The organism is Curvibacter microcysteis, from assembly GCF_028649455.1.
Classification (GTDB): domain Bacteria; phylum Pseudomonadota; class Gammaproteobacteria; order Burkholderiales; family Burkholderiaceae_C; genus Curvibacter; species Curvibacter microcysteis.
Genome location: NZ_JAQSIO010000004.1, coordinates 213,459 through 233,761 on the forward strand (window position 1 = coordinate 213,459; position 20,303 = coordinate 233,761).

A 20,303-nucleotide genomic window follows, 5' to 3' on the forward strand; every position below is an offset into this window, starting at 1 on the left:
GAAAAAAAGGGGACCGCGCGGCGGCTCAGTCGAGCTTGACGTTGGCGGCTTGCACCACCTTGGCCCAGCGCGCGCGCTCTTGGTTGAAGAACTGTTCTTCTTCGGTCGGCGTCATGGTCACGACCTCGGCGCCCTGGCCGGCCAGGCGCGAGCGGATCTCGGGGCTGCGGATGATGCGGATCAGCTCGGCGTTGAGCCGGGCCACCACGGCGTCCGGTGTGCCGCGTGCCATGCGCACGCCTTGCCAGGTGCCAGATTCAAAACCGGTCACGCCCTGCTCGGCCAGCGTGGGCACCTGGCCCACCAGGGGCATGCGCGTGCCCTTGGACACGGCCAGCAGCTTGAGCTTGCCGGCCTGCACCTGGGGCAGCGTGGCCAGCATGCCGTTCATGAGCACCTGGGTTTGACCCGCCACGGTGTCGCCAATGGCCTGCACGCCGCCCTTGTAAGGCACGTACTCCCAGCGCGCACCTGAGGCGCGCTGCACCGCCACGGCGGCCAAATGGGCGGCGCTGCCGGTGGCGGGGATGGCGAAGTTGAGGTCGCTCTTCTTGGACAAGGCCACCAGCTCGGCAAAGTTGTTGACCGGCAGCGAGGGGTGGACCACCAGCAGGTGCGGCGAATACGCCAGCATGGTCACGCCACGCAGGTCCTTGGAGGGGTCAAAAGCCAGCTTGGTGTAGACCGAGGGGCTGATGGCCAGCGCGCCCACATCGCACAGCAGCAGGGTGTAGCCGTCGGCCGCGCCGCGGGCCACCAATTCGGCACCCAGGTTGCCATTGGCGCCGGCCCGGTTTTCCACCACCACCGGCTGCTTCAGCGCCTCTGACAAAGGCTGGCTGATGGCGCGGGCAATGATGTCCGACGAACCGCCCGGCGGGTACGGCACCACGATGCGCAGGGGGCGCGTGGGCCAGCTGTCGGCCCAGGCCAGGCCGGACGTGGCCATCAAAGCGGCGGCGGCCAGCAGGCTGCTGCGTCGGGAAAAGGTCATGCTTGTCTCCTGGGCTGGGTCCGCCGCCGTCAACCAGGCTCAGAGGCCTCAGGTTGCGACTGAAAACGAACCTTGTTTTTCAATGTCGTCAGTCATCGTACAACTAAACTTTGAAAAAATCCAGCACGACGCTGGATTGACCTGACACCGCAGTCGAAAAAGCTCAGGCGGCCGGTGGCGAGGTGCCCTCGGCGGCGTCCGTGCCGGCAGCCTGTCCCGCTTGGGCCAGGGCCTGGGCTCGGCGCAGGCGCTCGCGGCTGTTGGTCAGGTGGATGCGCATGGCCGCCCGGGCGGACTCGGCATCCTGGCGCGCGATGGCATCAAAAATTTCTTCGTGCTCGCGGTTCACTTTTTGCAGGTACTGGGCCCGCAATTCAGGCGCCATGCGCATGGCCGAGGAGATGCGGGTGCGCGGGATGATGGTGGTGCCCAGGTGGCTCATGATGTCGCCAAAGTAGCGGTTGCCCGTGGCATGGGCGATCTCCAGGTGGAAGCGGAAATCCGGTGACACGGTGTCGCCGCCCTCCCCCACATTGGCCGCAAAGTCACGCAGGGCCTCGCGCATGGCCTGCAGTTGCGCGTCGGTGCGGCGCACGGCGGCCAGGCCAGCGGACTCGGTCTCCAGGCTGACACGCAACTCCAGCACCGCCAGCACGTCCACCGAGGTGGCCATGTCCGACGGGTCGATGCGGAACATGCCCGTGCTGCGCGCCTCCAGCACAAAGGTGCCAATGCCATGCCGGGTCTCGACCAGGCCACCGGCCTGCAAGCGCGACAAGGCCTCGCGCACCACGGTGCGGCTGACGCCAAAAGCCCGCATCAACTCCGACTCGGTGGGCAGCTTGTCCCCCGGGCGCAGCACTTGCGCCTGGATGCGGCTGCTGAAGTCGTCCACCAAATCATGGGCCAAACCCCGAGGGCGGCGTCGCGCGGGTGACGCGGCAAGCGGCATTTCGGCCTCCGACAGCGATGACTTGGGAAAACCCGGGGTGTGGACCGTTGACAACTTTGACATGGCCTGATGATAATCCGCCACCACGTTGTACGACAACCGATAACACACCTCATCAACCCGCCGTGTACGCCCCTGGGGCGACACGCTCACTGAGACAAACCATGCAAAAACTCTTGCTCACCGGCGCCGCTGGCGGCCTGGGTCAGGTGCTGCGCCAGACCCTCAAGCCCTTCACCCACACCTTGCGCCTGTCCGACATCGCCGCCTTGGCGCCTGCCGCCGACGCCAGCGAAGAAGTGCAGTGCTGCGACCTGTCCGACAAACAGGCGGTGGACGCCCTGGTGCAGGGCTGCGACGCCATCGTGCACCTGGGCGGGGTGTCGGTGGAGCGGCCGTTTGAAGAGATTCTGGAAGCCAACATCCGCGGTGTGTTCCACGTCTACGAGGCCGCACGCCGCCATGGCGTCCAGCGCGTGGTGTTTGCCAGCTCCAACCACGTGATTGGCTTTTACAAGCAGACCGAGACCCTGGACACCGCCGTCGAGCACCGCCCCGACGGCTACTACGGCCTGTCCAAGGCCTACGGCGAAGACCTGTCGCGCTTTTACTTTGACCGCTATGGCATCGAGACCGTGTGCATCCGCATCGGCTCGTCCTTCCCCGAGCCACGCGACCGCCGCATGATGTGCACCTGGCTGAGCTACCGCGACCTGACCGAGCTGATCCGCTGCAGCCTGTTCACCCCGGATGTGGGCCACCTGGTGGTCTATGGCGTGTCGGACAACGCCAAGGTCTGGTGGGACAACAGCGCCGCGGCCCGCCTGGGCTTTGTGCCGCAAGACAGCTCGGAGGTGTTCCGCGCCCAGATCGAACAGCAGCCCCTGCCCGCCGCGGACGCGCCGGTGTCGGTCTACCAAGGTGGCAACTTCTGCGTTGCCGGCCCTTTCGAAGGCTGATCCCCCATGGCAACCACCGCCGAACTGGTGCTGGACGCGCGTTGCGCCACCGGGGAAAGCCCGGTCTGGAGCGTGGCCGAGCAAGCGCTGTACTGGGCCGACATCCCGGCCGGCCGCCTGTACCGACTGAACCCCAGCACGGGCGCGCTGAAGCAATGGCAGGCGCCCCAAATGCTGGCCTGCCTGGCCTTGAACGCCCAAGGCGATGGCCTGGTGGCGGGGCTGGAAGATGGCCTGTACCACCTGCAACTGCCTCCCATGGGCGACACCCTGAGCGCCGAACGCCTGGCCAGCGTGGCGCATGCCGCCCCAGGCATGCGTTTCAACGACGGCCGTTGCGACCGCCAAGGCCGCTTCTGGGCGGGCACCATGGTGATGGACATGGCCGCCGGCGTGCCCGCCGGCGCCCTGTACCGCCACGACGCGCGCGATGCCATCACGGGCCAACTGCAAGCGCAGCTGAGCGGCCTGTTGGTGCCCAACGGCCTGGGCTTCAGCCCCGATGGCCGCACCCTCTACCTGTCGGACTCGCACCCCAGCAGCCAACGCATCTGGGCCTTTGACTACGACACCGACACCGGCACGCCCTCACGCCAGCGTCTGTTCGTGGACATGCAGTCCCTGCCAGGCCGCCCCGATGGCGCCGCCGTCGACGCCGACGGCGGCTACTGGATCTGTGCCAACGACGCCGGCCTGGTGCACCGCTTCACACCTGAGGGCCGGCTCGACCGCTCCTTGGCCGTGCCGGTCAAGAAGCCCGCCATGTGCGCGTTTGGCGGCGCCGACCTGCGCACCCTGTTTGTGACCAGCATCCGCCCCAGCGGCGTGGACCTGAGCGACCAGCCCCTGGCCGGCGGCGTGTTCGCGCTGCAGCCCGGCGTGGCAGGCCTGCCCGAGCCGGGCTTCCAGGGCTGAGCCCCTCCCTTTTTCACCCCATCCATCAAAACCACCAAGAGGACGACAAATGAGACTGAAAACCACCCTGCTGGCCCTGGCCACTGCCTTGAGCCTGAGCGCCCAGGCCACCGAGTTCCGCTCGGCCGACATCCACCCCGACGGCTACCCGACGGTGGACGCGGTCAAGTTCATGAGCGATCGCGTCAAGCAACTCACCAACGGCAAGCACAGCATCAAGGTGTTCAACAACAGCGCCCTGGGCAATGAAAAAGACACCATCGAGCAAACCAAGATCGGTGCCCTGGCCATGGTGCGCGTGAACATCGCGCCGATGAACAACATCTGCGCGGCCACCCAGGTGCCGACCATGCCCTTCCTGTTCCGCAGCAAGGAGCACATGCGCGCCGTGCTGGACGGCCCCATTGGCGAAGAGATCCTCAAGTCCTGCGAGCCGCAGGGCTTCATCGGCCTGGCCTATTACGACAGCGGCGCGCGCAGCCTCTACACCGCCAAGAAGCCGGTCCGCACCCTGGCCGACGCCAAGGGCCTGAAGATCCGCGTGCAGCAGTCGGACCTGTGGGTGTCTTTGCTGGAAGCCATGGGCGCCAATGCCACGCCCATGCCTTTTGGCGAGGTCTACACCGCGCTCAAGACCGGCCTGGTCGACGGCGCCGAGAACAACTACCCCTCGTTCGAGAGCTCGCGTCACTTTGAAGTGGCCAAGTACTTCTCGCTGACCGAGCACTCGATGGCGCCCGAAATGCTGCTGTTCTCCAAGCGCGTGTGGGACAAGCTCAGCGCTGAAGAACAAGCGGCGCTGCGCCAGGCTGCCAAAGAGTCCGTGCCCTACATGCGCCGCCTGTGGGACGAGCGCGAAGCCAAGTCCCTGGCCACGGTGAAGGCCGGTGGCGCCGAGATCATCACCGTGGACAAGGCCTCCTTCCAGGCGGCCATGAAGCCGGTGTATGACAAGTTCATCACCGACGCCAAGCTCAAGGACCTGGTCAAGCGGGTCCAGGACACCAAGTAAGGCCCCGCAGGCCCCCTGGCCTGCCCCTCCCCTGACAGACCGCCCTGCCCCGAAGCCCCGGCTTCAGGGGCCAGGGACTGGCTCGCCCTTTTTTCCCCTTCCAAGCGATTTTTCAACCATGTACTCCCAAATCTGTCGCAGGCTCGCCCGCGCCTGCATGTGGCTGGGCATTGCCGGCATCGTGGCCCTGATTGGCGCCGTGAGCTGGCAGGTCATCGGCCGCTATGTGCTCAACAACACCCCCACCTGGGCCGAAAGCCTGTCCCTGCTGCTGGTGCTTTACGTGACCATGCTGGGCACCGCCGTGGGCGTGCGCGACGCCGGCCACATCGGCCTGGAGTCCTTCCTGGTGCTGGCCCCTGAAAAAGTGCGCCTGAAGATGGAAATGCTGATCCATGTGCTGGTCGCCCTGTTTGGCGCGGCCATGGCCTGGAGCTGCGCCGAACTGGCCATCTCGGTGTGGGAGTACCGCCTGCCCACGCTGTGGATTTCCGAAGGCTGGAAGTACGTGCCCGCCACCGTGGCCGGCGCGCTCATCGTGCTGTTTTCCATTGAACACCTGATCGCCCTGGCCCAGGGGCGCGAACTCGAACCCTCCTGGGGCTGATCACCATGGCACTCACCATCCTGTGTATTTCTTTTGCGCTGTTCCTGCTGCTGGGCGTGCCCGTGGCCTTTTCGATCGGCCTGTCCGCCCTGGCCACCTTGCTGTATGAAGGCCTGCCGCTGGCGGTGGGCTTCCAGCAGATGACCTCGGGCATGAGCATCTTCTCTTTCCTGGCCATTCCGTTCTTCATCTTTGCCGGTGAGCTGATGCTGTACGGCGGCATTGCCGACCGCATCGTGGACCTGGCCCGCAACCTGGTCGGCCATGTGCGTGGCGGCCTGGGCATGTCCAACGTGGTGGCCTGCACCTTGTTCGGCGGCGTCTCGGGCTCGCCAGTTGCGGACGTGTCGGCCATGGGCGCCGTGATGATCCCCATGATGAAGAAAGAGGGTTACCACGCGGACTACGCTGTCAACGTGACCACCCACGCAGCCCTGGTGGGCGCGCTGATGCCCACCAGCCACAACCTGATCATTTACTCGCTGGCCGCCGGCGGCAAGGTGTCGATTGCCTCGCTGATCCTGGCCGCGCTGCTGCCCGCCGTGATCCTGACCCTGTGCAACCTGGCCGCCGCCTACCTGGTGGCCATCCGCCGCGGCTACCCGGCCGGCAGCTTCCCGGGTTGGGCCATCGTGGCGCGCTCGCTGGCAGCCGCCCTGCCGGGCCTGATGATCGTGGTGCTGATCCTGGGCGGCATTCTGTCGGGCGTCTTCACCGCCACCGAATCCGCTGCCGTGGCCGTGCTCTACGCGCTGGGCCTGACGGTGCTGGTGTACCGCTCGATCCAGCGCGAGCACTTCATCAAGGCCGCAGCCAAAGCCGTCAAGACCACGGGCGTGGTGCTGATGCTGATTGGCATCTCCAGCACCTTCGGCTACCTGATCAGCCTGTACAGCGTGGCCGAGCTGACCGGTGCCATGCTGTCGCAACTGACCACCCAGCCCTGGCTGATCTTCCTGCTGGTCAACGTGCTGCTGTTCGTGCTGGGCACCTTCCTGGACATGGCCGCCACGATCTTGCTGTGCACCCCGATCTTCTTGCCGATCTGCCAGCAGTACGGCATGAGCTCGGTGCAGTTCGGCATCATGCTGCTGATCAACTGCGCGCTGGGCCTGAACACCCCGCCCGTGGGCACCACCCAGTTCGTGGGCTGCGCCATCGGCGGCGTCTCCGTGGGCACGGTGATGCGCACCATCTGGCCCTTCTATGGCGCCCTGATCTTCGCCCTGCTGCTGGTCACCTATGTGCCCGGCTTCTCGATGTGGCTGCCCAGCCTGGTGACAGGCCGCCCCGTGCTCTGAGGCTGGCGCCCCACCCCTCTGATCTGCCCTCCTGGGCCCCCGATGGCGGGGGCCGTCCCCACCCACAGCACCGGCTGCGGGGCGGGCCGGCCTGCGCCTGATTCCCCCCCAACCACCACAACGGAGAACCTCGCTATGAAAAAATCCCTCGTCGCCCTGGCCGCCTTCAGCGCCTGCGGCCTGAGCCTGGCCCAGTCCTCGGTCACCCTCTTTGGCGTGCTCGACCTGGCCTATGAAAACGTCAAGACCAACACCGGCCGCATCTCCGGCGTCTCCCCCTCGGGCAACGCCGCCAGCCGGCTGGGCTTTCGCGGCGTGGAAGACCTGGGCGGTGGCCTGGCGGCCACCTTCTGGCTCGAAGCCGCCATCAACCCCGCCAGCGGCATCGGCAGCAGCGGCACCACCACCAACAACCAGCGCAGCGACGTGGCCGCCGGTGGCCTGACCTTCAACCGCCGCGCCACCGTCGGCCTGACGGGCGCCTTTGGCGAAGTGCGCCTGGGCCGCGACACCACCCCGAGCTGGCAGAACTACCTCAACGCCGACCCCTTTGCCGCCGCGGGCGTGGGCACGCTGATCCTGGACTACACCGGCTCGGCCGCGGCCAACACCTTTGTGCGCGCCTCCAATTCGGTGGGCTACATCCTGCCCTCGGGCCTGGGCGGTGTCTACGGTCAGGCCATGTACGCGTTTGGCAACCAGGCCAGCAACGCCACCATCAACAACATCAACACCGCCAGCAACGGCCGCTACGTGGGCGCGCGCCTGGGCTACAAGCAAGACGCGCTGGATGTGGCGGCGGCCTACACGCGCACCACCTTCGCTGGCCTGACCCAGAACCTGGGCAACGGTGGCCTGGCGGGCCCGGGCACCTCGGGGGCGGCAGCGCCTTTGGCTGGTGACATGGCCGACACCAGCGTCTACGGCTCGTACAACTTTGGCGTGGCCAAGGTGATGGGGATCGTGGCGCAGCAAAAGCTGTCGGACGTGAGCAAGCTGGGCAATGCACAAAGCACCAAGGGCTGGTCGCTGGGCGTGAACGCGCCGGTGGGCGCGGCCAATGTGTTGGCCTCGGTGGGCCAGGTGAAGCTGGGCAACGCGAAGGCGCAGAAGTTGGCGGTGGGCGGTGTGTACAACCTGTCCAAGCGCACGGCGCTGTACGGTACGCTGGCGCGGGTGAGCAACTCGGGTGGCGCGTCGATGGCGGCGGGCTCGTATGGTTCTGGCGCGCTGGGCCCGGTGGCGGGTGCGGCCAATGTGAACAGCAACTCCACGGGCATCGACTTCGGTGTGCGCGTGAGCTTCTGAACCCAACGCGCAAGGCCTCTTGTCAGCTCCGCTGGCTGATCCCCAGATGGCCTCAGCGCACCTCTGCCAGGGTGCGCGGGTGAGGTCGGGGCGTCCGTGGGCGAGCGGCTGAAGAGGGGCCTCGGTTTCGGTCCAAGGTTGGAGGGTGCTCGTTGAACCGAGCACCCTCTTTTTTTGGGGGGAGGGCTGGCGCAGCCACGCCCTCCAAGCGTGGCGCCGGGCCTGCGCAGGTGCGAGGCCTCAGGCGGGGTCGGTCTTGTCCAGCCCCAGCAGGCGCACCGCGTTGTCCTTCAAGATGCCCGGCATGACTTCAGGCTTGAAGCCGGCGACCTCAAAGTCCTTCATCCAGCGCTCGGGGGTGATCAGCGGGTAGTCGCTGCCGAACAGGATGCGGTCCTTGAGCAAGGTGTTGGCGTACTGGATGAGCTGCTTCGGGAAGTACTTCGGGCTCCAGCCCGACAGGTCGATCCAGACATTGGGCTTGTGCGTGGCCACCGACAAGGCCTCGTCCTGCCAGGGGAAGCTGGGGTGAGCCATGACGATTTGCATGTCCGGGAAGTCGATCGCCACATCATCCAGGTGCATGGGGTTGCTGTACTCCAGGCGCAGGCCGCCGCCGCAGCGCATGCCGCTGCCAATGCCGCTGTGGCCGGTGTGGAAGATGGCGGGCAGCTTATAGTGGTTGATCACCTCGTAGATGGGCCAGGCCATCTTGTCGTAGGGGTGGTAGCCCTGCACCGTGGGGTGGAACTTGAAGCCCCGCACGCCGTGCTCGGTGATCAGCTTCTCGGCCTCGCGCGCCCCCATCTTGCCCTTGTGCGGGTCGATGCTGCCGAAGGCCATCATCATGTCGCTGTTCTTCTTGGCGGCTTCCGCGATCTCTTCGTTCGGGATGCGGCGGCGGCCCAGCTTGGACTCGCTGTCCACGGTGAACATGATCAAACCGATCTTGCGCTCGCGGTAGTACGCCACCGTCTCGTCGATGGTGGGGCGCAGGTTGCTGCCGAAGTACTTGTCGGCGGCGCGGTCGTATTCCTCGCCGTAGCTGTCAAAAGGGTTCCAGCAACTCACTTCCGCATGGGTGTGGATGTCGATGGCAATGAGGTTCTTGTAGTCCATGAAGTCTCCTAGGGGTGGATCGGGGCCCGGGTAAATACTAGGTAAAAAACGCGCTGGCCTTGCTTGATTTGATTATGTTTCATAACCATAATCGATTCAACAACGGAACGCAATCATGAACCAGACACCAGCCAACCCCGATCTCAAAATTGAATTCCACGGCGCCTCCAATGAAGTAGCCGTGATCCGCCTGACCCGCCCGACCAAGCGCAACGCGCTCAGCGACGGCCTGATTCTGGCCATCCGCGACGCCTTTGAGAACCTGCCCGCCACCGTGCGCGCCGCCGTCATCGATGGCGAAGGCCCGCACTTCTGCGCTGGCCTGGACCTGAGCGAACTCAAAGAGCGCGACGCCGGCCAGGGCCTGTACCACTCGCGCATGTGGCATGCGGCCCTGGAGCGCGTCCAGCACGGCCCGGTGCCGGTGATTGCCGCGCTGCACGGCGCGGTGGTGGGCGGCGGCCTGGAGCTGGCCAGCGCCTGCCACATCCGGGTGGCAGACGAAACCACCTTCTACGCCCTGCCCGAAGGCTCGCGCGGCATCTTCGTGGGCGGTGGCGGCGCGGTGCGCATCCCGCGCCTGATCGGTGCTGCCCGCATGACCGACATGATGCTGACAGGCCGCGTCTACAACGCCGCCGACGGCGAACGCATCGGCATGGCCCAGTACCTGGTGCCCCAAGGCACGGCCTTTGACAAGGCCCTGGAGCTGGCCAAGCGCGTGGCTGAAAACGCCCCGCTGACCAATTACGCGCTGATGCACGCCCTGCCGCGCATTGCCGAGCAACCGGCTGACCAGGGCTTCTTCACCGAAGCGTTGATGGCCGCCATCGCCCAAAGCGCGCCCGACGCCAAGGAGCGCGTGCGCGCCTTCCTGGAAGGCCGCGCCGACAAGGTGCGCAAGGACTGATCGCACGGCGCCCTGCGGGGCGCCTGCGCCACGCGCGCCCGGTGTGCGCCCAGAACCCAACCCACAGCCCAGCAGAACAAACATGACAGAGACAACACAGCCCTCTGGCGCTCAAGCGCCGCGTTACCGCCCGCTGACTTTTGGCGTGACCCGCGTCGCGCTGCAAGATGGCGCTCCCGGCACCCGCTACCTGCGGGCAGACCAAGACCTGGCCGAGCATGCCCCCCGCATGACCGACCGCCTGCTGCACTGGGCCCGCACCGAACCCACCCGCACCTTTTTGGCCCAGCGCGAACGCCTGGCCGACGGCAGCACGGGCGACTGGCGCCGCATCAGCTACGCCCAGGCACTGGCCACAGCACGGCGCATCGCCCAGGCCTTGATCGACCGCGGCCTGAACACCGAGCGCCCGGTGGTGATCCTGAGTGAAAACGGACTGGAGCACGCCCTGCTGGCCCTGGGCTGCCTGCTGGCGGGCGTCCCGCACTGCCCGGCCTCACCGGCCTATTCCACCATCAGCCAGGACTACGACAAGCTGCGCCATGTGCTCAACACCTTGACGCCGGGCCTGGTCTTTGCCACCGAAGGCAGCCGCTACGGCCGGGCCATCGCCGCCGCCGTGGCCGCCGACACCGAGGTGGTGCTGGTCCATGGCAGCGTCGAAGGCCGCGCGCACACCGACTGGCAAGCCCTGCTGGACACCCCGGACACCGAAGCCGTGGATGCCGCGATACAAGCCACGGGTCCGGACACCATCACCAAGTTCTTGTTCACCTCGGGCTCGACCAAGCTGCCCAAGGCCGTGATCAACACCCACCGCATGTGGTGCGCCAACCAGCAGCAGATGCGTCAGTCCATGCCCGTGCTGGCCGACCCCGACCTGCCCCCGGTGCTGATCGACTGGCTGCCCTGGAACCACACTTTTGGCGGCAACCACAACGTGGGCTTGACGATTTACAACGGCGGCACGCTCTACATCGACGACGGCAAGCCCACGCCGGCCCTGATGCACGAGACCCTGCGCAACCTGCGTGAGATTGCACCCACCGTGTACTTCAACGTGCCCACCGGTTTCGAGGCCATCGCCAACGCGATGAAAACCGACACCGTGCTGCGTCAGCAACTTTTGTCGCGCGTTCGCATGTTCTTCTACGCTGGCGCGGCCTTGGCGCAATCGGTGTGGGACGACCTGCACCAATTGCAAGAAGCCGAGCTGGGCGAGCGCATTGTCATGGGCACCGGCCTGGGCATGACCGAATCCGGCCCCTTTGCCATCTTCGTGACCGGCCCGCAGGTCAAGTCGGGCGACCTGGGTGTGCCCACGCCCGGCCTGACCCTGAAGCTGGTGGACACCGACGGCAAGACCGAGGTGCGCTACCGGGGCCCCAACATCACCCCGGGCTACTGGCGCGCCCCGCAAGAGACCGCCGAGCACTTCGACGAAGAAGGCTTCTTCTGCAGCGGCGACGCCGTGCAGTGGATCGACCCCGAGAATGTGCACCTGGGTCTGCGCTTTGATGGCCGCATCGCCGAAGACTTCAAGCTCGCCACGGGCACCTTTGTCAGCGTGGGCCCGCTGCGCGCCAAGATCACCGCCGCCGGCGCTCCCTACGTGCAAGACGCGGTGCTGACCGGCATCAACCTGAAGGAAGTCGGCGCACTGATCTTCCCAACCCAGGCCTGCCGCGCTTTGAGCGGACTGCCGGCCGGCACCCCCTGGGCCGAGGTGCTGCAAAGCGCCCCGGTGCTGGCGAAGTTCCAGCAAGTCATCAACGAATTGGCCAGCCACGCCACGGGCAGCGCCAACCGCATCGCCCGCGCCGCCTTGCTGGCCGAGCCACCCTCGATCGACAAGGGCGAGGTCACCGACAAGGGTTCGATCAACCAACGCGCCGTGCTCAAGCACCGCGACGCCCTGGTGCAAGCGCTGCACCAAGGCACCCTGCCCCACACCTTCCAACCGCAAGGAAACTGACATGGACATCCAAGGACAAGCCGCACTGGTCACCGGGGGCGCATCGGGCCTGGGCGAAGCCACGGCGCGCGAACTCGCCCGCCTGGGCGCCAAGGTCGCCGTGCTCGACGTCAACGCCACGCTGGCTGCCCAGGTGGCCGCCGACCTCAACGCGCAATACGGCGAGGGCCGCGCCGTGGCCTGCGTGTGCGACATCACCAACACCGAGAGCGTGCAAGCCGCCCTGGCCCAAGCCAGCGCAGCCCATGGCCCGGCGCGCATCTTGATGAACATCGCCGGCATCGGTACCGCCAAACGTGTGGTGCAAAGAGACGGCAGTGCCGCGCCGCTGGAAGACTTCAGCCGCGTGGTCACCGTCAACCTGATTGGTGCTTACAACATCAGCCGCCTGTTCGCCGCCGAGTGCGCCAAGCAAGCCCCGCTGGAAGACGGCGAGCGCGGCGTGATGATGTTCACCGCCTCGGTCGCAGCCTTTGACGGCCAGGTGGGCCAACAGGCTTACAGCGCTTCCAAGGGCGGCCTGGTCGGCATGACCTTGCCCATGGCGCGCGACCTGGCCCAGCACGGCATCCGCGTGTGCACCGTGGCACCCGGCCTGTTCGCCACCCCGCTGATGAAGCAGCTGCCCGAGCCCGTGCAGGCCTCGCTGGCCGCGTCCATCCCCTTCCCCTCGCGCTTGGGCAAGCCCGACGAGTTCGCCCAACTGGCCTGCCACATCGTGACCAACGGCCACCTCAATGGCGAGGTGATCCGCCTCGACGGCGCGCTGCGCATGGCGCCACGCTGAAGCGGGCCTACCGACCCACACCACAACAACATCGGAGACAAACCATGAACAACCGCCGTCAATTCGTCCAACGCCTGGGCAGCGTCGCCGCCCTGGGCGCCTTAGGCTCCAGCGCCAGCCTGCTGCCGCTCAACGCCTTTGCCCAACTGGTGGAACAGGTCAAGATTTACTACGGCTTCCCGGCTGGCAGCTCGGGCGACAGCGTGTCGCGCCGCGTAGGCGAAAAGATGATGGGCAGCGCCTTCACCAAGAACCCGGGCGTGGTCGAGAACAAGCCCGGCGCCGGTGGCCGCATCGCGCTGGAGTCGCTCAAGCCTTCGCCCGCGGACGGCAGCGTGCTGGCCGTGTCGCCCTTCTCGGCACTGGCCATCTACCCGCACATCTACAGCAAGATGAACTACGAGGCCAAGGACTTCGCGGCCGTGTCGATCGCGGCCGTCATGCACCACGGCCTGGCCGTGGGCCCGCTGGTACCCGCCAGCGTGAAGAACCTGAAGGACTTCCTGGCCTGGGCCAAGGCCAACCCCAAGGACGCCAGCTACGGCTCGCCAGGTGCGGGCTCGACTCCCCACTTCATTGGGGCCCTGCTGGGCTTGAACGCCGGCGTGGAACTGCGCCACGTGCCCTACCGCGGCTCCATCCCCGGTGTGACCGACCTGGTCGGCGGCCAGATCGCCGCCATGCTGACGCCCAGCGGTGACTTCATCGCCAACGCCAAGGCTGGCAAGCTGCGCATTCTGGCCACCTCGGGTGAGAAGCGCTCGCCCTTCCTGCCCGATGTGGCCACCTTTGCCGAACAGGGCTTTGGCGAGCTGACCACCGAAGAGTGGTTTGGCTTCTACGCCCCGGCCAAGACCCCCGCCCCGGTGATTGCTGCGGCCAACGCGGCCATCAACGCAGCGCTGAAAGACAAGTCCGTGATCGACAGCCTGGCCATCGTGGGCCTGATCGCCCAGGGCTCCACGGCCGAAGAAATGGCCCGCTCGCAAAAGCACGAGTTCGAGCGCTGGGGCCCGCTGGTCAAGCGCATCGGCTTCACGGCCGAGTCCTGAGCCCCCTGCGGCACGCGGCGCCACCCGCGTGCCTGATTTCCCTCTGTTGCCTTGCCCTTCCCCCTCCTCTGCCATGTCGTCCTCCTACCAGCCCCGCCCCGCCGACAACGGCTTTTTGTTGTTCAACGTGCTCCAAGCCCCGGCCCAGCTCGCGGCCTTGTCAGACCTCACCGAAGCGGATCAAGGCTTGATGGAGCAGGTGCTGGACGAGGCTGGCAAATTTGTGGGCGAAGTGGTGGCGCCGCTGTCGCGCACGGGCGACGAGATCGGCTGCCGCTGGAACGCGGGCAGCGTGACCACCCCCCCGGGCTTTCGGGACGCCTACCAGGCCTTCTGGCAGGCCGGCTGGCCCGCCCTGTCCTGCGCTGAAGAAGACGGCGGTCAAGGCCTGCCCTGGGTGCTGGAGGGCGTGCTCTATGAATGGCTGAGCGCGGCCAACCATGGCTGGACCATGGCGCCCGGCTTGCTGCATGGCGCCTACGAATGCCTCAAGCACCACGGCCACGCCGAGCTGAAAGCCGCCTACCTGAGCAAGATCGCCAGTGGCGAATGGCTGGCCACCATGTGCCTGACCGAGGCCCATGCGGGCAGCGACCTGGGCATGGTGCGCACCCAGGCCATTGCGCAAGCGGGCGGTCAGTTCCCGGGCGAGCACCGGATCAGTGGCAGCAAGATTTTCATCTCGGGCGGCGAGCACGACCTGAGCGACAACATCGTCCACCTGGTGCTGGCCCGCCTGCCCGGTGCGGCGCCTGGGCCCAAGGGCTTGTCGCTGTTCCTGGCGCCCAAGTTCTTGCCCGATGGCACGCGCAACGGCGCCCACTGCGAACGCATCGAAGAAAAAATGGGCCTGCACGGCAGCCCCACCTGCGTGATGCGCTTTGAAGACGCCACGGGTTGGCTGGTCGGCCAGCCTGGCGCAGGCCTCAACGCCATGTTCATCATGATGAATGCAGCGCGCGTGCACGTGGCCTTGCAAGGCATTGGCCTGCTCGACGCGGCCTGGCAAAAGGCCGACGCCTACGCCCACGAGCGCCGCCAAATGCGCGCGCCCGGCCCTCGCCCGGCCTCGCGCGGCGAAGGCGACAGCGCCGACCTGCTGGTGGAACACCCTGCCATGCGCCGCATCCTGGACGTGCAACGCGCCTGGATCGATGCGGGCCGCCTGCTGGCCTACCGCACCGGCCTGGCCTTGGACCAGGCACGCCACCACCCTGAGGCCACCGAACGCGAACAAGCCCAGCGCTGGTGCAGCCTGGTGACCCCGGTGCTGAAAGCAGCCTGGACACACCAGGCTTTTTACGGCGCCAGCGAATGCCTGCAGGTCTTTGGCGGCCACGGCTATGTGCGTGAATGGGGCATTGAGCAAATCGTGCGCGACTCGCGGGTCAGCATGATTTACGAGGGCACCAACGAGATCCAGGCGGTCGACCTGTTGCTGCGCAAAGTGCTGCCCGATGGCGGTGCGGCCCTGGGCCAGGTGCTGCTGTCGCTGCGGGGTTCCTTGGATGCGTCGCGCGACTTCGACGCCGAAGTGCTGCGCCGCCTGGCCGAACTGCGTTACCTGACCACCACCCTGGCCGCGGCTTGTGGAAGCGACGCCGTGCTGGCCAGCCAAGTGGCCGACGACTACCTGCGCGCCGTGGCGCTGGTGCTGATGGGCTGGGCCTGGGCCCAGATTGCGCAGACCCCGGGGGCCGACCAGGCACGCTGGCAAACACCTTTCAAGGCCTTCCGGGAGCGTGTGCTGCCTGAGTTGGACCTGCGCTTGAAGCTCATCAAGCTACAACTGCCCCAAGCCAGCGTCGCCCACACGGCCTGAGGCCCCAGGCTGGAAACGGGGGTGCCCACGCGGGCGATGCCCCGGCCCCCCTCAAGCGGGGACGGACTTGGTGCTCAGGTCTTCAGCGGCCCGCTCGATGCGGTTGCGCCCCGTTCGTTTGGCGCGGTAGAGCGCGCTGTCGGCCGCCGCCATGAGCTCGCTGGGCCCTTTGCCGTGGACCGGGTAACAGGCCACCCCGGCTGAGAGCGTGCAACGCATGCGCTTGCCTTCGATCAACATCACCGAGGATTCGAGCATGGAGCGGTAACGCTCAGCGCGCGCCATGGCCACGGCCAGGGGCATGTGCGGCAGCATCAGCAAGAACTCCTCCCCACCATGCCGACACACCACATCACTGGAACGTGCATCGGTGCTGAGCAGAAAGGCCAGTCGGCGCAAAACCTCATCCCCCGCCGCATGGCCAAAGGTGTCGTTGATGTTTTTGAAGTGGTCGATGTCGATGAGGATCAAGGACAGGGGTTCGGCCATGCGCTGGCAGCGGGCCAGTTCGCGGTCCATGGTCGCGTCCAGAAAGCGGCGGTTGAACAAACCCGTGAGGGCGTCCCGGTTGGCCTGCTCACGCAACTGGGACTGCAAGGCACTGATCTCCAGCAGTTGCTGCTGCAAGGCCCGCTCACTGTCCTTGAGCTGCCATCGGATGCGGTTGAGCCGGTGGGTGCGGACATTGACGGCGTGAGCGAAGATCCACAAATAGGTGGTCAATGAAGCCATGCTCAAGGCCGTGGACGCGGGGCCCATGTCGGGACGGAACTCAAAGCCCCACAGCAACACCCCACACAAGGCGCCAGAGGCCTGGGCCAGCACCGCCTGGTACAGCCCACCCATGCCCCTGAAAGCGGCCAGGGTCATGGCACCACAGGCGCACAAAGCATAGGCCAACCACAGGGGAGCGCCCATCCAGCTCATCCACAGGCCAAAACAGAAGGAGTCCAGGGTGAGGATGCGCAGTTCGCTGCGCACCGGTTCGGCGCTGTGCCGCGCCAACAGGTAACTCAACTGGGGGTAGGCGACGAACTGAAGCACCAGCGCCACCCAATGGCCCCAGGACCAGGCTCGCTCCTGGCCCAGCAGCACACACACCGCGAAGATCATGCCCCAGGAGACGGTGCGGCCTCGGTAGTTCATGCGAACGACCCAATGGACCTCTCTCATGGAGGCGACGGCGGGGTGTGTTTGAAGTGCCATGCGGGGCGAGACCTGAACCAGGGTGAGGTGGCTGGCCAATTTAGCAAGGCACCGCCCGCCCCGCGCATCGAACGGAAATGCTAGCGATGGTCGGTCATGTACAAGCGCTCAAATGCACGCCAAACGGTCGAAAACCTCAGATGGAGCGCAAAAAGTGCTGCGTCAACAGCACCCAGTAAGCGGCACCGCGCGCGACATTGCTGTCGTGGAAGTCGTAGTTCGGGTTGTGCACCATGCAGGCGCTGTGACCGGCAAACGGGCTGTCGTCCTGGCCATCACCATTGCCAATCAGCAAGTAGCTGCCCGGCACTTTCTCCAGCATGAAGGCGAAGTCTTCACTGCCCGGCAGGGCCGGCGCTTGCAGGGTGACGCGTTCAGGGCCATTGAGCGCCAACGCCACTTCGCGCGCCAAGGCCGTCTCGGCGGGGGTGTTGACCAGCACCGTGTAGCCGGCCTTGTAGTCCACCGTGGCCTCACAGCCAAAGCTGCGCGCTTGCGCTTGGGCCAGGTCGGTGATGCGCTCGCGCAGCAGCTGGCGCACACCTCGGTCCAGGGACCGCACGCTGAGCTTGAGCGTGGCGCAGTCGGGGATCACGTTGTTGGCCTCGCCGGCATGGAAGGCGCCCACCGTGACCACCGCCATGGCCAGTGGATCGACATTGCGCGACACCACGGTCTGCAAAGCCATCACCAGGCTGCTGGCCGCCACCACCGGGTCGGCGGCCTTGTGCGGCATGGCCCCATGACCGCCCACGCCACGCACGGTGATCACCACCTGGTCAGACGAGGCCATGGCTGCGCCCTCGCGCAGCGCCAGGTGGCCCTGGGGGTAGCCAGGCATGTTGTGCATGGCGAAGATGGCGTCACAGGGGTAGCGATCGAACAGGCCGTCTTCCATCATCTTGAGCGCGCCGCCCAGGCCCTCTTCGGCCGGCTGGAAGATCAGGTTCAAGGTGCCGTCAAATTCACCCTGCTCGGCCAGTTGGCGCGCCGCGGCCAACAGCATGGCGGTGTGGCCATCATGGCCGCAGGCGTGCATCACGCCATGGTGCTGGCTGGCATGGGGCACGCCGGTGGCTTCAACAATGGGCAAGGCATCCATGTCGGCGCGCAGGCCCAGGCGACGCGGGCCTGTGCCTCGGCGCAGCTGCGCCACCACGCCTGTGCCGCCCACGCCGCGCTCCACGCTGTAGCCATAGCTTTGCAGGTGCTCGGCCACGCGCTCGCTGGTGCGGTGTTCCTGGAAGCCCAACTCGGGATGTTGGTGGATGTCGCGCCGAAAGGCCACGAACTCGGCAGCGCTGGCCTGGGACTGGGCCAGCACGTTTTGGATGGAAATGTCAGACATGGGGCCTCACTGCGGTTGCAGCTGAATGGACTTGGCGATGGCGCGGAACTGGGCCGAGCCCTCGCTGTAGTAGCGGGCGGCCTCGGCCAGGGACAAGGGTTTGGAGACAAACTGGCTTTGCGCCTCCAGGCTGGCGCGCATGGCGGCGTCGCCCAAGGTCTCGGACAAGGCCTTGTGCAGGGCTTGCACCACGGGCTCGGGGGTGTCCTTCTTCACAAAGTAGCCGGTCCAGATGTTGAAGACAAAACCCTTCAAGGCCTTGCTTTCATTGAGCGTGGGCACGTTCTTCAGGTGGTCCAGACGCTCGGGCGACAAGGTGGCGACGAACTTGAGGCGCCCTTGCTGGGCCATCTCGAGTTGGGGCTTGCCAAAGGGGGTGATGAAGATGTCCACCTGCGAGCCCATCAGGTCTTGCAAGGCGGGAGCCGCCCCTTTGTAAGGCACATGGGTCATGGGCACGCCGACCAACTTGGACAAGTGCTCGCCCATCAGGTGGTAGAAGGAGCCCGGGCCCACGCTGGCATAGGTGAGCGGCTTTTGCTCACGGGCGGCCTGGCTCGCGTAGGCCACCAGCTCATCGCCGTTGCTCACGGGCAAATCGCCCCGTGCCAGCACCGCCATGGGTGCCACGGCCACCAGCTGCACCAGGCGAAAGTCCTCGCTCTTGAACTTGACCGCGGAATTGGCCAGCGGCGAGAGGATCAGCTCGTTGGGCGAACCCTGGAAAATTTGGTAGCCATCGGCCGGCGCATTAAGCACCTTCTGGGCCGCCAAGGCACCGCTCACGCCCCCCAGGTTCTCGACCACCACCGGCTGACCCAGGTGCTTGGCCAGGGCCGTGTTGACGGTGCGCGCGATCACGTCCGACAAGCCCCCGGCCGGGTAAGGCACCATCAAAGTCACCGGCTTGCTGGGATAGGTCTGGGCCAGCACGCCCCCGGCGAAACCCAGACCGGCCAGAAGCAAGGAAAGACCAAGGAAGCGACGTTTGGGGAGGGAGGTCATGGGGGTGTTCGCCTTGAGATGAATGAGATGGGGTCATGCTAGAACACGGTTTACCCATGTGTCTAATGCATTATTTTCCTGATAATGATTCACATCACTCATTCATAAGCCCATGGAACTGCGCCAGCTCAAACACCTGATCTGCCTGGCCGAGTGTGGCTCTTTCAGCCGCGCCGCCGAACAGTTGCACCTGACGCAGTCGGCCCTGAGCCGCAGCATCCAGGCCCTGGAAGCCAGCTTGGGCGTGCCCTTGGTGGACCGCCTGGGCAAGCGCAACGAACTCACCCCGCTGGGCCGCTGGGTGACCGAGCGCGCTCGGCGCGTGCTGTTCGAAGCCAACGATTTGCAAGAAGGACTTCAGCACCTGAGCCAGGCCGATCTGGGCACCCTGCGGGTGGGTTTGGGCTCAGGCCCAGGGGCCTTGTTGATGACCCCTTTGCTGCAGCACATGGCGCGCCACCATCCGGGGGTCAAGGTCAGCGTCTCGCGGGGCTCGACCGAGTTGCAGCTTCAGTTGCTGCGCGAACGCCAGCTGGACGCGCTGGTGGTCGACTTGCGCCGCGTGGCCCCAGCGGAAGACCTGCGCATCCAGGTCTTGGCCGAGTTGCAGGCAGCGTTCATCGCCCGCAGCGGCCACCCGCTGCTGGCCAGTGCCCAGGTCCAGCCCTTTGCCGCTTTGCTGGCCTACCCCTTGGCCACCACGCCGCTGAGCGATGAGGTCGCCCGCCTGCTGGTCGATTTGTATGGCGAGTCGGCCAACCCCGAGCAGATGGCCTCGCTGCGCTGTGAAGACGTGGGCGCCCTGCTCGACACCGTGGCTCAGACCGACGCGGTGTTTCTGGGCATTCGGGCGGCGGCGCGCCAGGGCATGGTCGCAGGCACCCTGGCCGAAGTGCCCGTCAGCCCCGCCTTGCAGGCCTCGGCCCGGTTCGGACTGGTGACCCTGCGCGGTCGCACCGAATCCCCTCTGATGGGCCTGCTGCGGGACTTTGTGCGCAGGCACTTGCACGACTGAGCGGCCGCGCCAAGCA

Annotated in this window: 18 protein-coding genes; 12 read left to right on the forward strand and 6 right to left on the reverse strand. The window is 66.3% G+C overall.

Annotated features, from left to right (window positions below; translation table 11 throughout):
- Positions 1–25: 25 nt before the first annotated feature.
- A complete protein-coding gene (locus tag PSQ39_RS12510; protein ID WP_273927142.1) occupies positions 26–994 on the reverse strand; it encodes a Bug family tripartite tricarboxylate transporter substrate binding protein in 969 nt (322 codons plus the stop codon).
- 163 nt (positions 995–1,157) lie between these two features.
- Positions 1,158–2,009 (reverse strand): FadR/GntR family transcriptional regulator, encoded by an 852-nt coding sequence (locus PSQ39_RS12515; protein WP_409242029.1) that lies wholly within the window; start codon positions 2,007–2,009, stop codon positions 1,158–1,160.
- Positions 2,010–2,110: 101 nt separating this feature from the next.
- Here PSQ39_RS12515 and PSQ39_RS12520 point away from each other — a divergent pair, with 101 nt between their 5' ends.
- The 6 genes from PSQ39_RS12520 to PSQ39_RS12545 all read left to right on the forward strand — a co-directional run bounded on the left by PSQ39_RS12520 (position 2,111) and on the right by PSQ39_RS12545 (position 8,048).
- Positions 2,111–2,905, forward strand: coding sequence for an NAD-dependent epimerase/dehydratase family protein (locus PSQ39_RS12520; protein WP_273927143.1), 795 nt, complete (start codon positions 2,111–2,113; stop codon positions 2,903–2,905).
- A 6-nt stretch (positions 2,906–2,911) separates the two neighbouring features.
- Positions 2,912–3,820: an SMP-30/gluconolactonase/LRE family protein gene (locus PSQ39_RS12525; RefSeq protein WP_273927144.1), complete on the forward strand. Its 909-nt coding sequence runs from the start codon at positions 2,912–2,914 to the stop codon at positions 3,818–3,820.
- Between the two features lie 49 nt (positions 3,821–3,869).
- A complete protein-coding gene (locus PSQ39_RS12530) occupies positions 3,870–4,832 on the forward strand; it encodes a TRAP transporter substrate-binding protein (protein WP_273927145.1) in 963 nt (320 codons plus the stop codon).
- Between the two features lie 118 nt (positions 4,833–4,950).
- A complete protein-coding gene (locus tag PSQ39_RS12535) occupies positions 4,951–5,439 on the forward strand; it encodes a TRAP transporter small permease (protein ID WP_273927146.1) in 489 nt (162 codons plus the stop codon).
- A 5-nt stretch (positions 5,440–5,444) separates the two neighbouring features.
- Entirely contained in the window at positions 5,445–6,740 is a 1,296-nt protein-coding gene (locus PSQ39_RS12540) for a TRAP transporter large permease (protein WP_273927147.1), read from the forward strand.
- 135 nt (positions 6,741–6,875) lie between these two features.
- On the forward strand, positions 6,876–8,048 hold the full coding sequence (locus PSQ39_RS12545) for a porin (protein ID WP_273927148.1): 1,173 nt from the start codon (positions 6,876–6,878) through the stop codon (positions 8,046–8,048).
- Positions 8,049–8,288: 240 nt separating this feature from the next.
- Here the strand turns inward: PSQ39_RS12545 and PSQ39_RS12550 are convergent, their stop codons facing one another.
- Entirely contained in the window at positions 8,289–9,167 is an 879-nt protein-coding gene (locus PSQ39_RS12550) for an amidohydrolase family protein (protein WP_273927149.1), read from the reverse strand.
- A gap of 115 nt (positions 9,168–9,282) precedes the next feature.
- On the opposite strand from PSQ39_RS12550, the gene PSQ39_RS12555 reads away from it, so the two are divergent.
- The 5 genes from PSQ39_RS12555 (at position 9,283) to PSQ39_RS12575 (ending at position 15,713) form a co-directional block, all read left to right on the forward strand.
- Positions 9,283–10,077, forward strand: coding sequence for a crotonase/enoyl-CoA hydratase family protein (locus tag PSQ39_RS12555; protein ID WP_273927150.1), 795 nt, complete (start codon positions 9,283–9,285; stop codon positions 10,075–10,077).
- A gap of 82 nt (positions 10,078–10,159) precedes the next feature.
- Positions 10,160–12,052, forward strand: a complete 1,893-nt coding sequence (locus PSQ39_RS12560; protein ID WP_273927151.1) for a feruloyl-CoA synthase — start codon at positions 10,160–10,162, stop codon at positions 12,050–12,052.
- 1 nt (position 12,053) lies between these two features.
- Positions 12,054–12,839, forward strand: a complete 786-nt coding sequence (locus tag PSQ39_RS12565) for an SDR family NAD(P)-dependent oxidoreductase (RefSeq protein WP_273927152.1) — start codon at positions 12,054–12,056, stop codon at positions 12,837–12,839.
- Positions 12,840–12,883: 44 nt separating this feature from the next.
- Positions 12,884–13,891, forward strand: coding sequence for a Bug family tripartite tricarboxylate transporter substrate binding protein (locus tag PSQ39_RS12570; protein ID WP_273927153.1), 1,008 nt, complete (start codon positions 12,884–12,886; stop codon positions 13,889–13,891).
- Positions 13,892–13,964: 73 nt separating this feature from the next.
- Positions 13,965–15,713, forward strand: coding sequence for an acyl-CoA dehydrogenase family protein (locus PSQ39_RS12575; protein WP_273927154.1), 1,749 nt, complete (start codon positions 13,965–13,967; stop codon positions 15,711–15,713).
- Positions 15,714–15,764: 51 nt separating this feature from the next.
- Here the strand turns inward: PSQ39_RS12575 and PSQ39_RS12580 are convergent, their stop codons facing one another.
- The 3 genes from PSQ39_RS12580 to PSQ39_RS12590 all read right to left on the reverse strand — a co-directional run bounded on the left by PSQ39_RS12580 (position 15,765) and on the right by PSQ39_RS12590 (position 19,272).
- Positions 15,765–16,919, reverse strand: coding sequence for a sensor domain-containing diguanylate cyclase (locus PSQ39_RS12580; protein WP_273927155.1), 1,155 nt, complete (start codon positions 16,917–16,919; stop codon positions 15,765–15,767).
- Between the two features lie 136 nt (positions 16,920–17,055).
- Complete coding sequence (locus PSQ39_RS12585; protein ID WP_273927156.1) at positions 17,056–18,267, reverse strand: M20 aminoacylase family protein; 1,212 nt, start codon at positions 18,265–18,267, stop codon at positions 17,056–17,058.
- Positions 18,268–18,273: 6 nt separating this feature from the next.
- Entirely contained in the window at positions 18,274–19,272 is a 999-nt protein-coding gene (locus PSQ39_RS12590) for a tripartite tricarboxylate transporter substrate binding protein (RefSeq protein WP_273927157.1), read from the reverse strand.
- Between the two features lie 112 nt (positions 19,273–19,384).
- Here PSQ39_RS12590 and PSQ39_RS12595 point away from each other — a divergent pair, with 112 nt between their 5' ends.
- Positions 19,385–20,287, forward strand: coding sequence for a LysR family transcriptional regulator (locus tag PSQ39_RS12595; RefSeq protein WP_273927158.1), 903 nt, complete (start codon positions 19,385–19,387; stop codon positions 20,285–20,287).
- The last annotated feature ends 16 nt before the right edge of the window (positions 20,288–20,303 follow it).

Excerpts from the sequence above, each read along its gene's own strand:
- PSQ39_RS12510 (WP_273927142.1), bottom strand. The coding sequence starts at position 994 with ATGACCTTTTCCCGACGCAGCAGCCTGCTGGCCGCCGCCGCTTTGATG.
- PSQ39_RS12515 (WP_409242029.1), bottom strand. The coding sequence starts at position 2,009 with ATGTCAAAGTTGTCAACGGTCCACACCCCGGGTTTTCCCAAGTCATCG.
- PSQ39_RS12520 (WP_273927143.1), top strand. The coding sequence starts at position 2,111 with ATGCAAAAACTCTTGCTCACCGGCGCCGCTGGCGGCCTGGGTCAGGTG.
- PSQ39_RS12525 (WP_273927144.1), top strand. The coding sequence starts at position 2,912 with ATGGCAACCACCGCCGAACTGGTGCTGGACGCGCGTTGCGCCACCGGG.
- PSQ39_RS12530 (WP_273927145.1), top strand. The coding sequence starts at position 3,870 with ATGAGACTGAAAACCACCCTGCTGGCCCTGGCCACTGCCTTGAGCCTG.
- PSQ39_RS12535 (WP_273927146.1), top strand. The coding sequence starts at position 4,951 with ATGTACTCCCAAATCTGTCGCAGGCTCGCCCGCGCCTGCATGTGGCTG.
- PSQ39_RS12540 (WP_273927147.1), top strand. The coding sequence starts at position 5,445 with ATGGCACTCACCATCCTGTGTATTTCTTTTGCGCTGTTCCTGCTGCTG.
- PSQ39_RS12545 (WP_273927148.1), top strand. The coding sequence starts at position 6,876 with ATGAAAAAATCCCTCGTCGCCCTGGCCGCCTTCAGCGCCTGCGGCCTG.
- PSQ39_RS12550 (WP_273927149.1), bottom strand. The coding sequence starts at position 9,167 with ATGGACTACAAGAACCTCATTGCCATCGACATCCACACCCATGCGGAA.
- PSQ39_RS12555 (WP_273927150.1), top strand. The coding sequence starts at position 9,283 with ATGAACCAGACACCAGCCAACCCCGATCTCAAAATTGAATTCCACGGC.
- PSQ39_RS12560 (WP_273927151.1), top strand. The coding sequence starts at position 10,160 with ATGACAGAGACAACACAGCCCTCTGGCGCTCAAGCGCCGCGTTACCGC.
- PSQ39_RS12565 (WP_273927152.1), top strand. The coding sequence starts at position 12,054 with ATGGACATCCAAGGACAAGCCGCACTGGTCACCGGGGGCGCATCGGGC.
- PSQ39_RS12570 (WP_273927153.1), top strand. The coding sequence starts at position 12,884 with ATGAACAACCGCCGTCAATTCGTCCAACGCCTGGGCAGCGTCGCCGCC.
- PSQ39_RS12575 (WP_273927154.1), top strand. The coding sequence starts at position 13,965 with ATGTCGTCCTCCTACCAGCCCCGCCCCGCCGACAACGGCTTTTTGTTG.
- PSQ39_RS12580 (WP_273927155.1), bottom strand. The coding sequence starts at position 16,919 with ATGGCACTTCAAACACACCCCGCCGTCGCCTCCATGAGAGAGGTCCAT.
- PSQ39_RS12585 (WP_273927156.1), bottom strand. The coding sequence starts at position 18,267 with ATGTCTGACATTTCCATCCAAAACGTGCTGGCCCAGTCCCAGGCCAGC.
- PSQ39_RS12590 (WP_273927157.1), bottom strand. The coding sequence starts at position 19,272 with ATGACCTCCCTCCCCAAACGTCGCTTCCTTGGTCTTTCCTTGCTTCTG.
- PSQ39_RS12595 (WP_273927158.1), top strand. The coding sequence starts at position 19,385 with ATGGAACTGCGCCAGCTCAAACACCTGATCTGCCTGGCCGAGTGTGGC.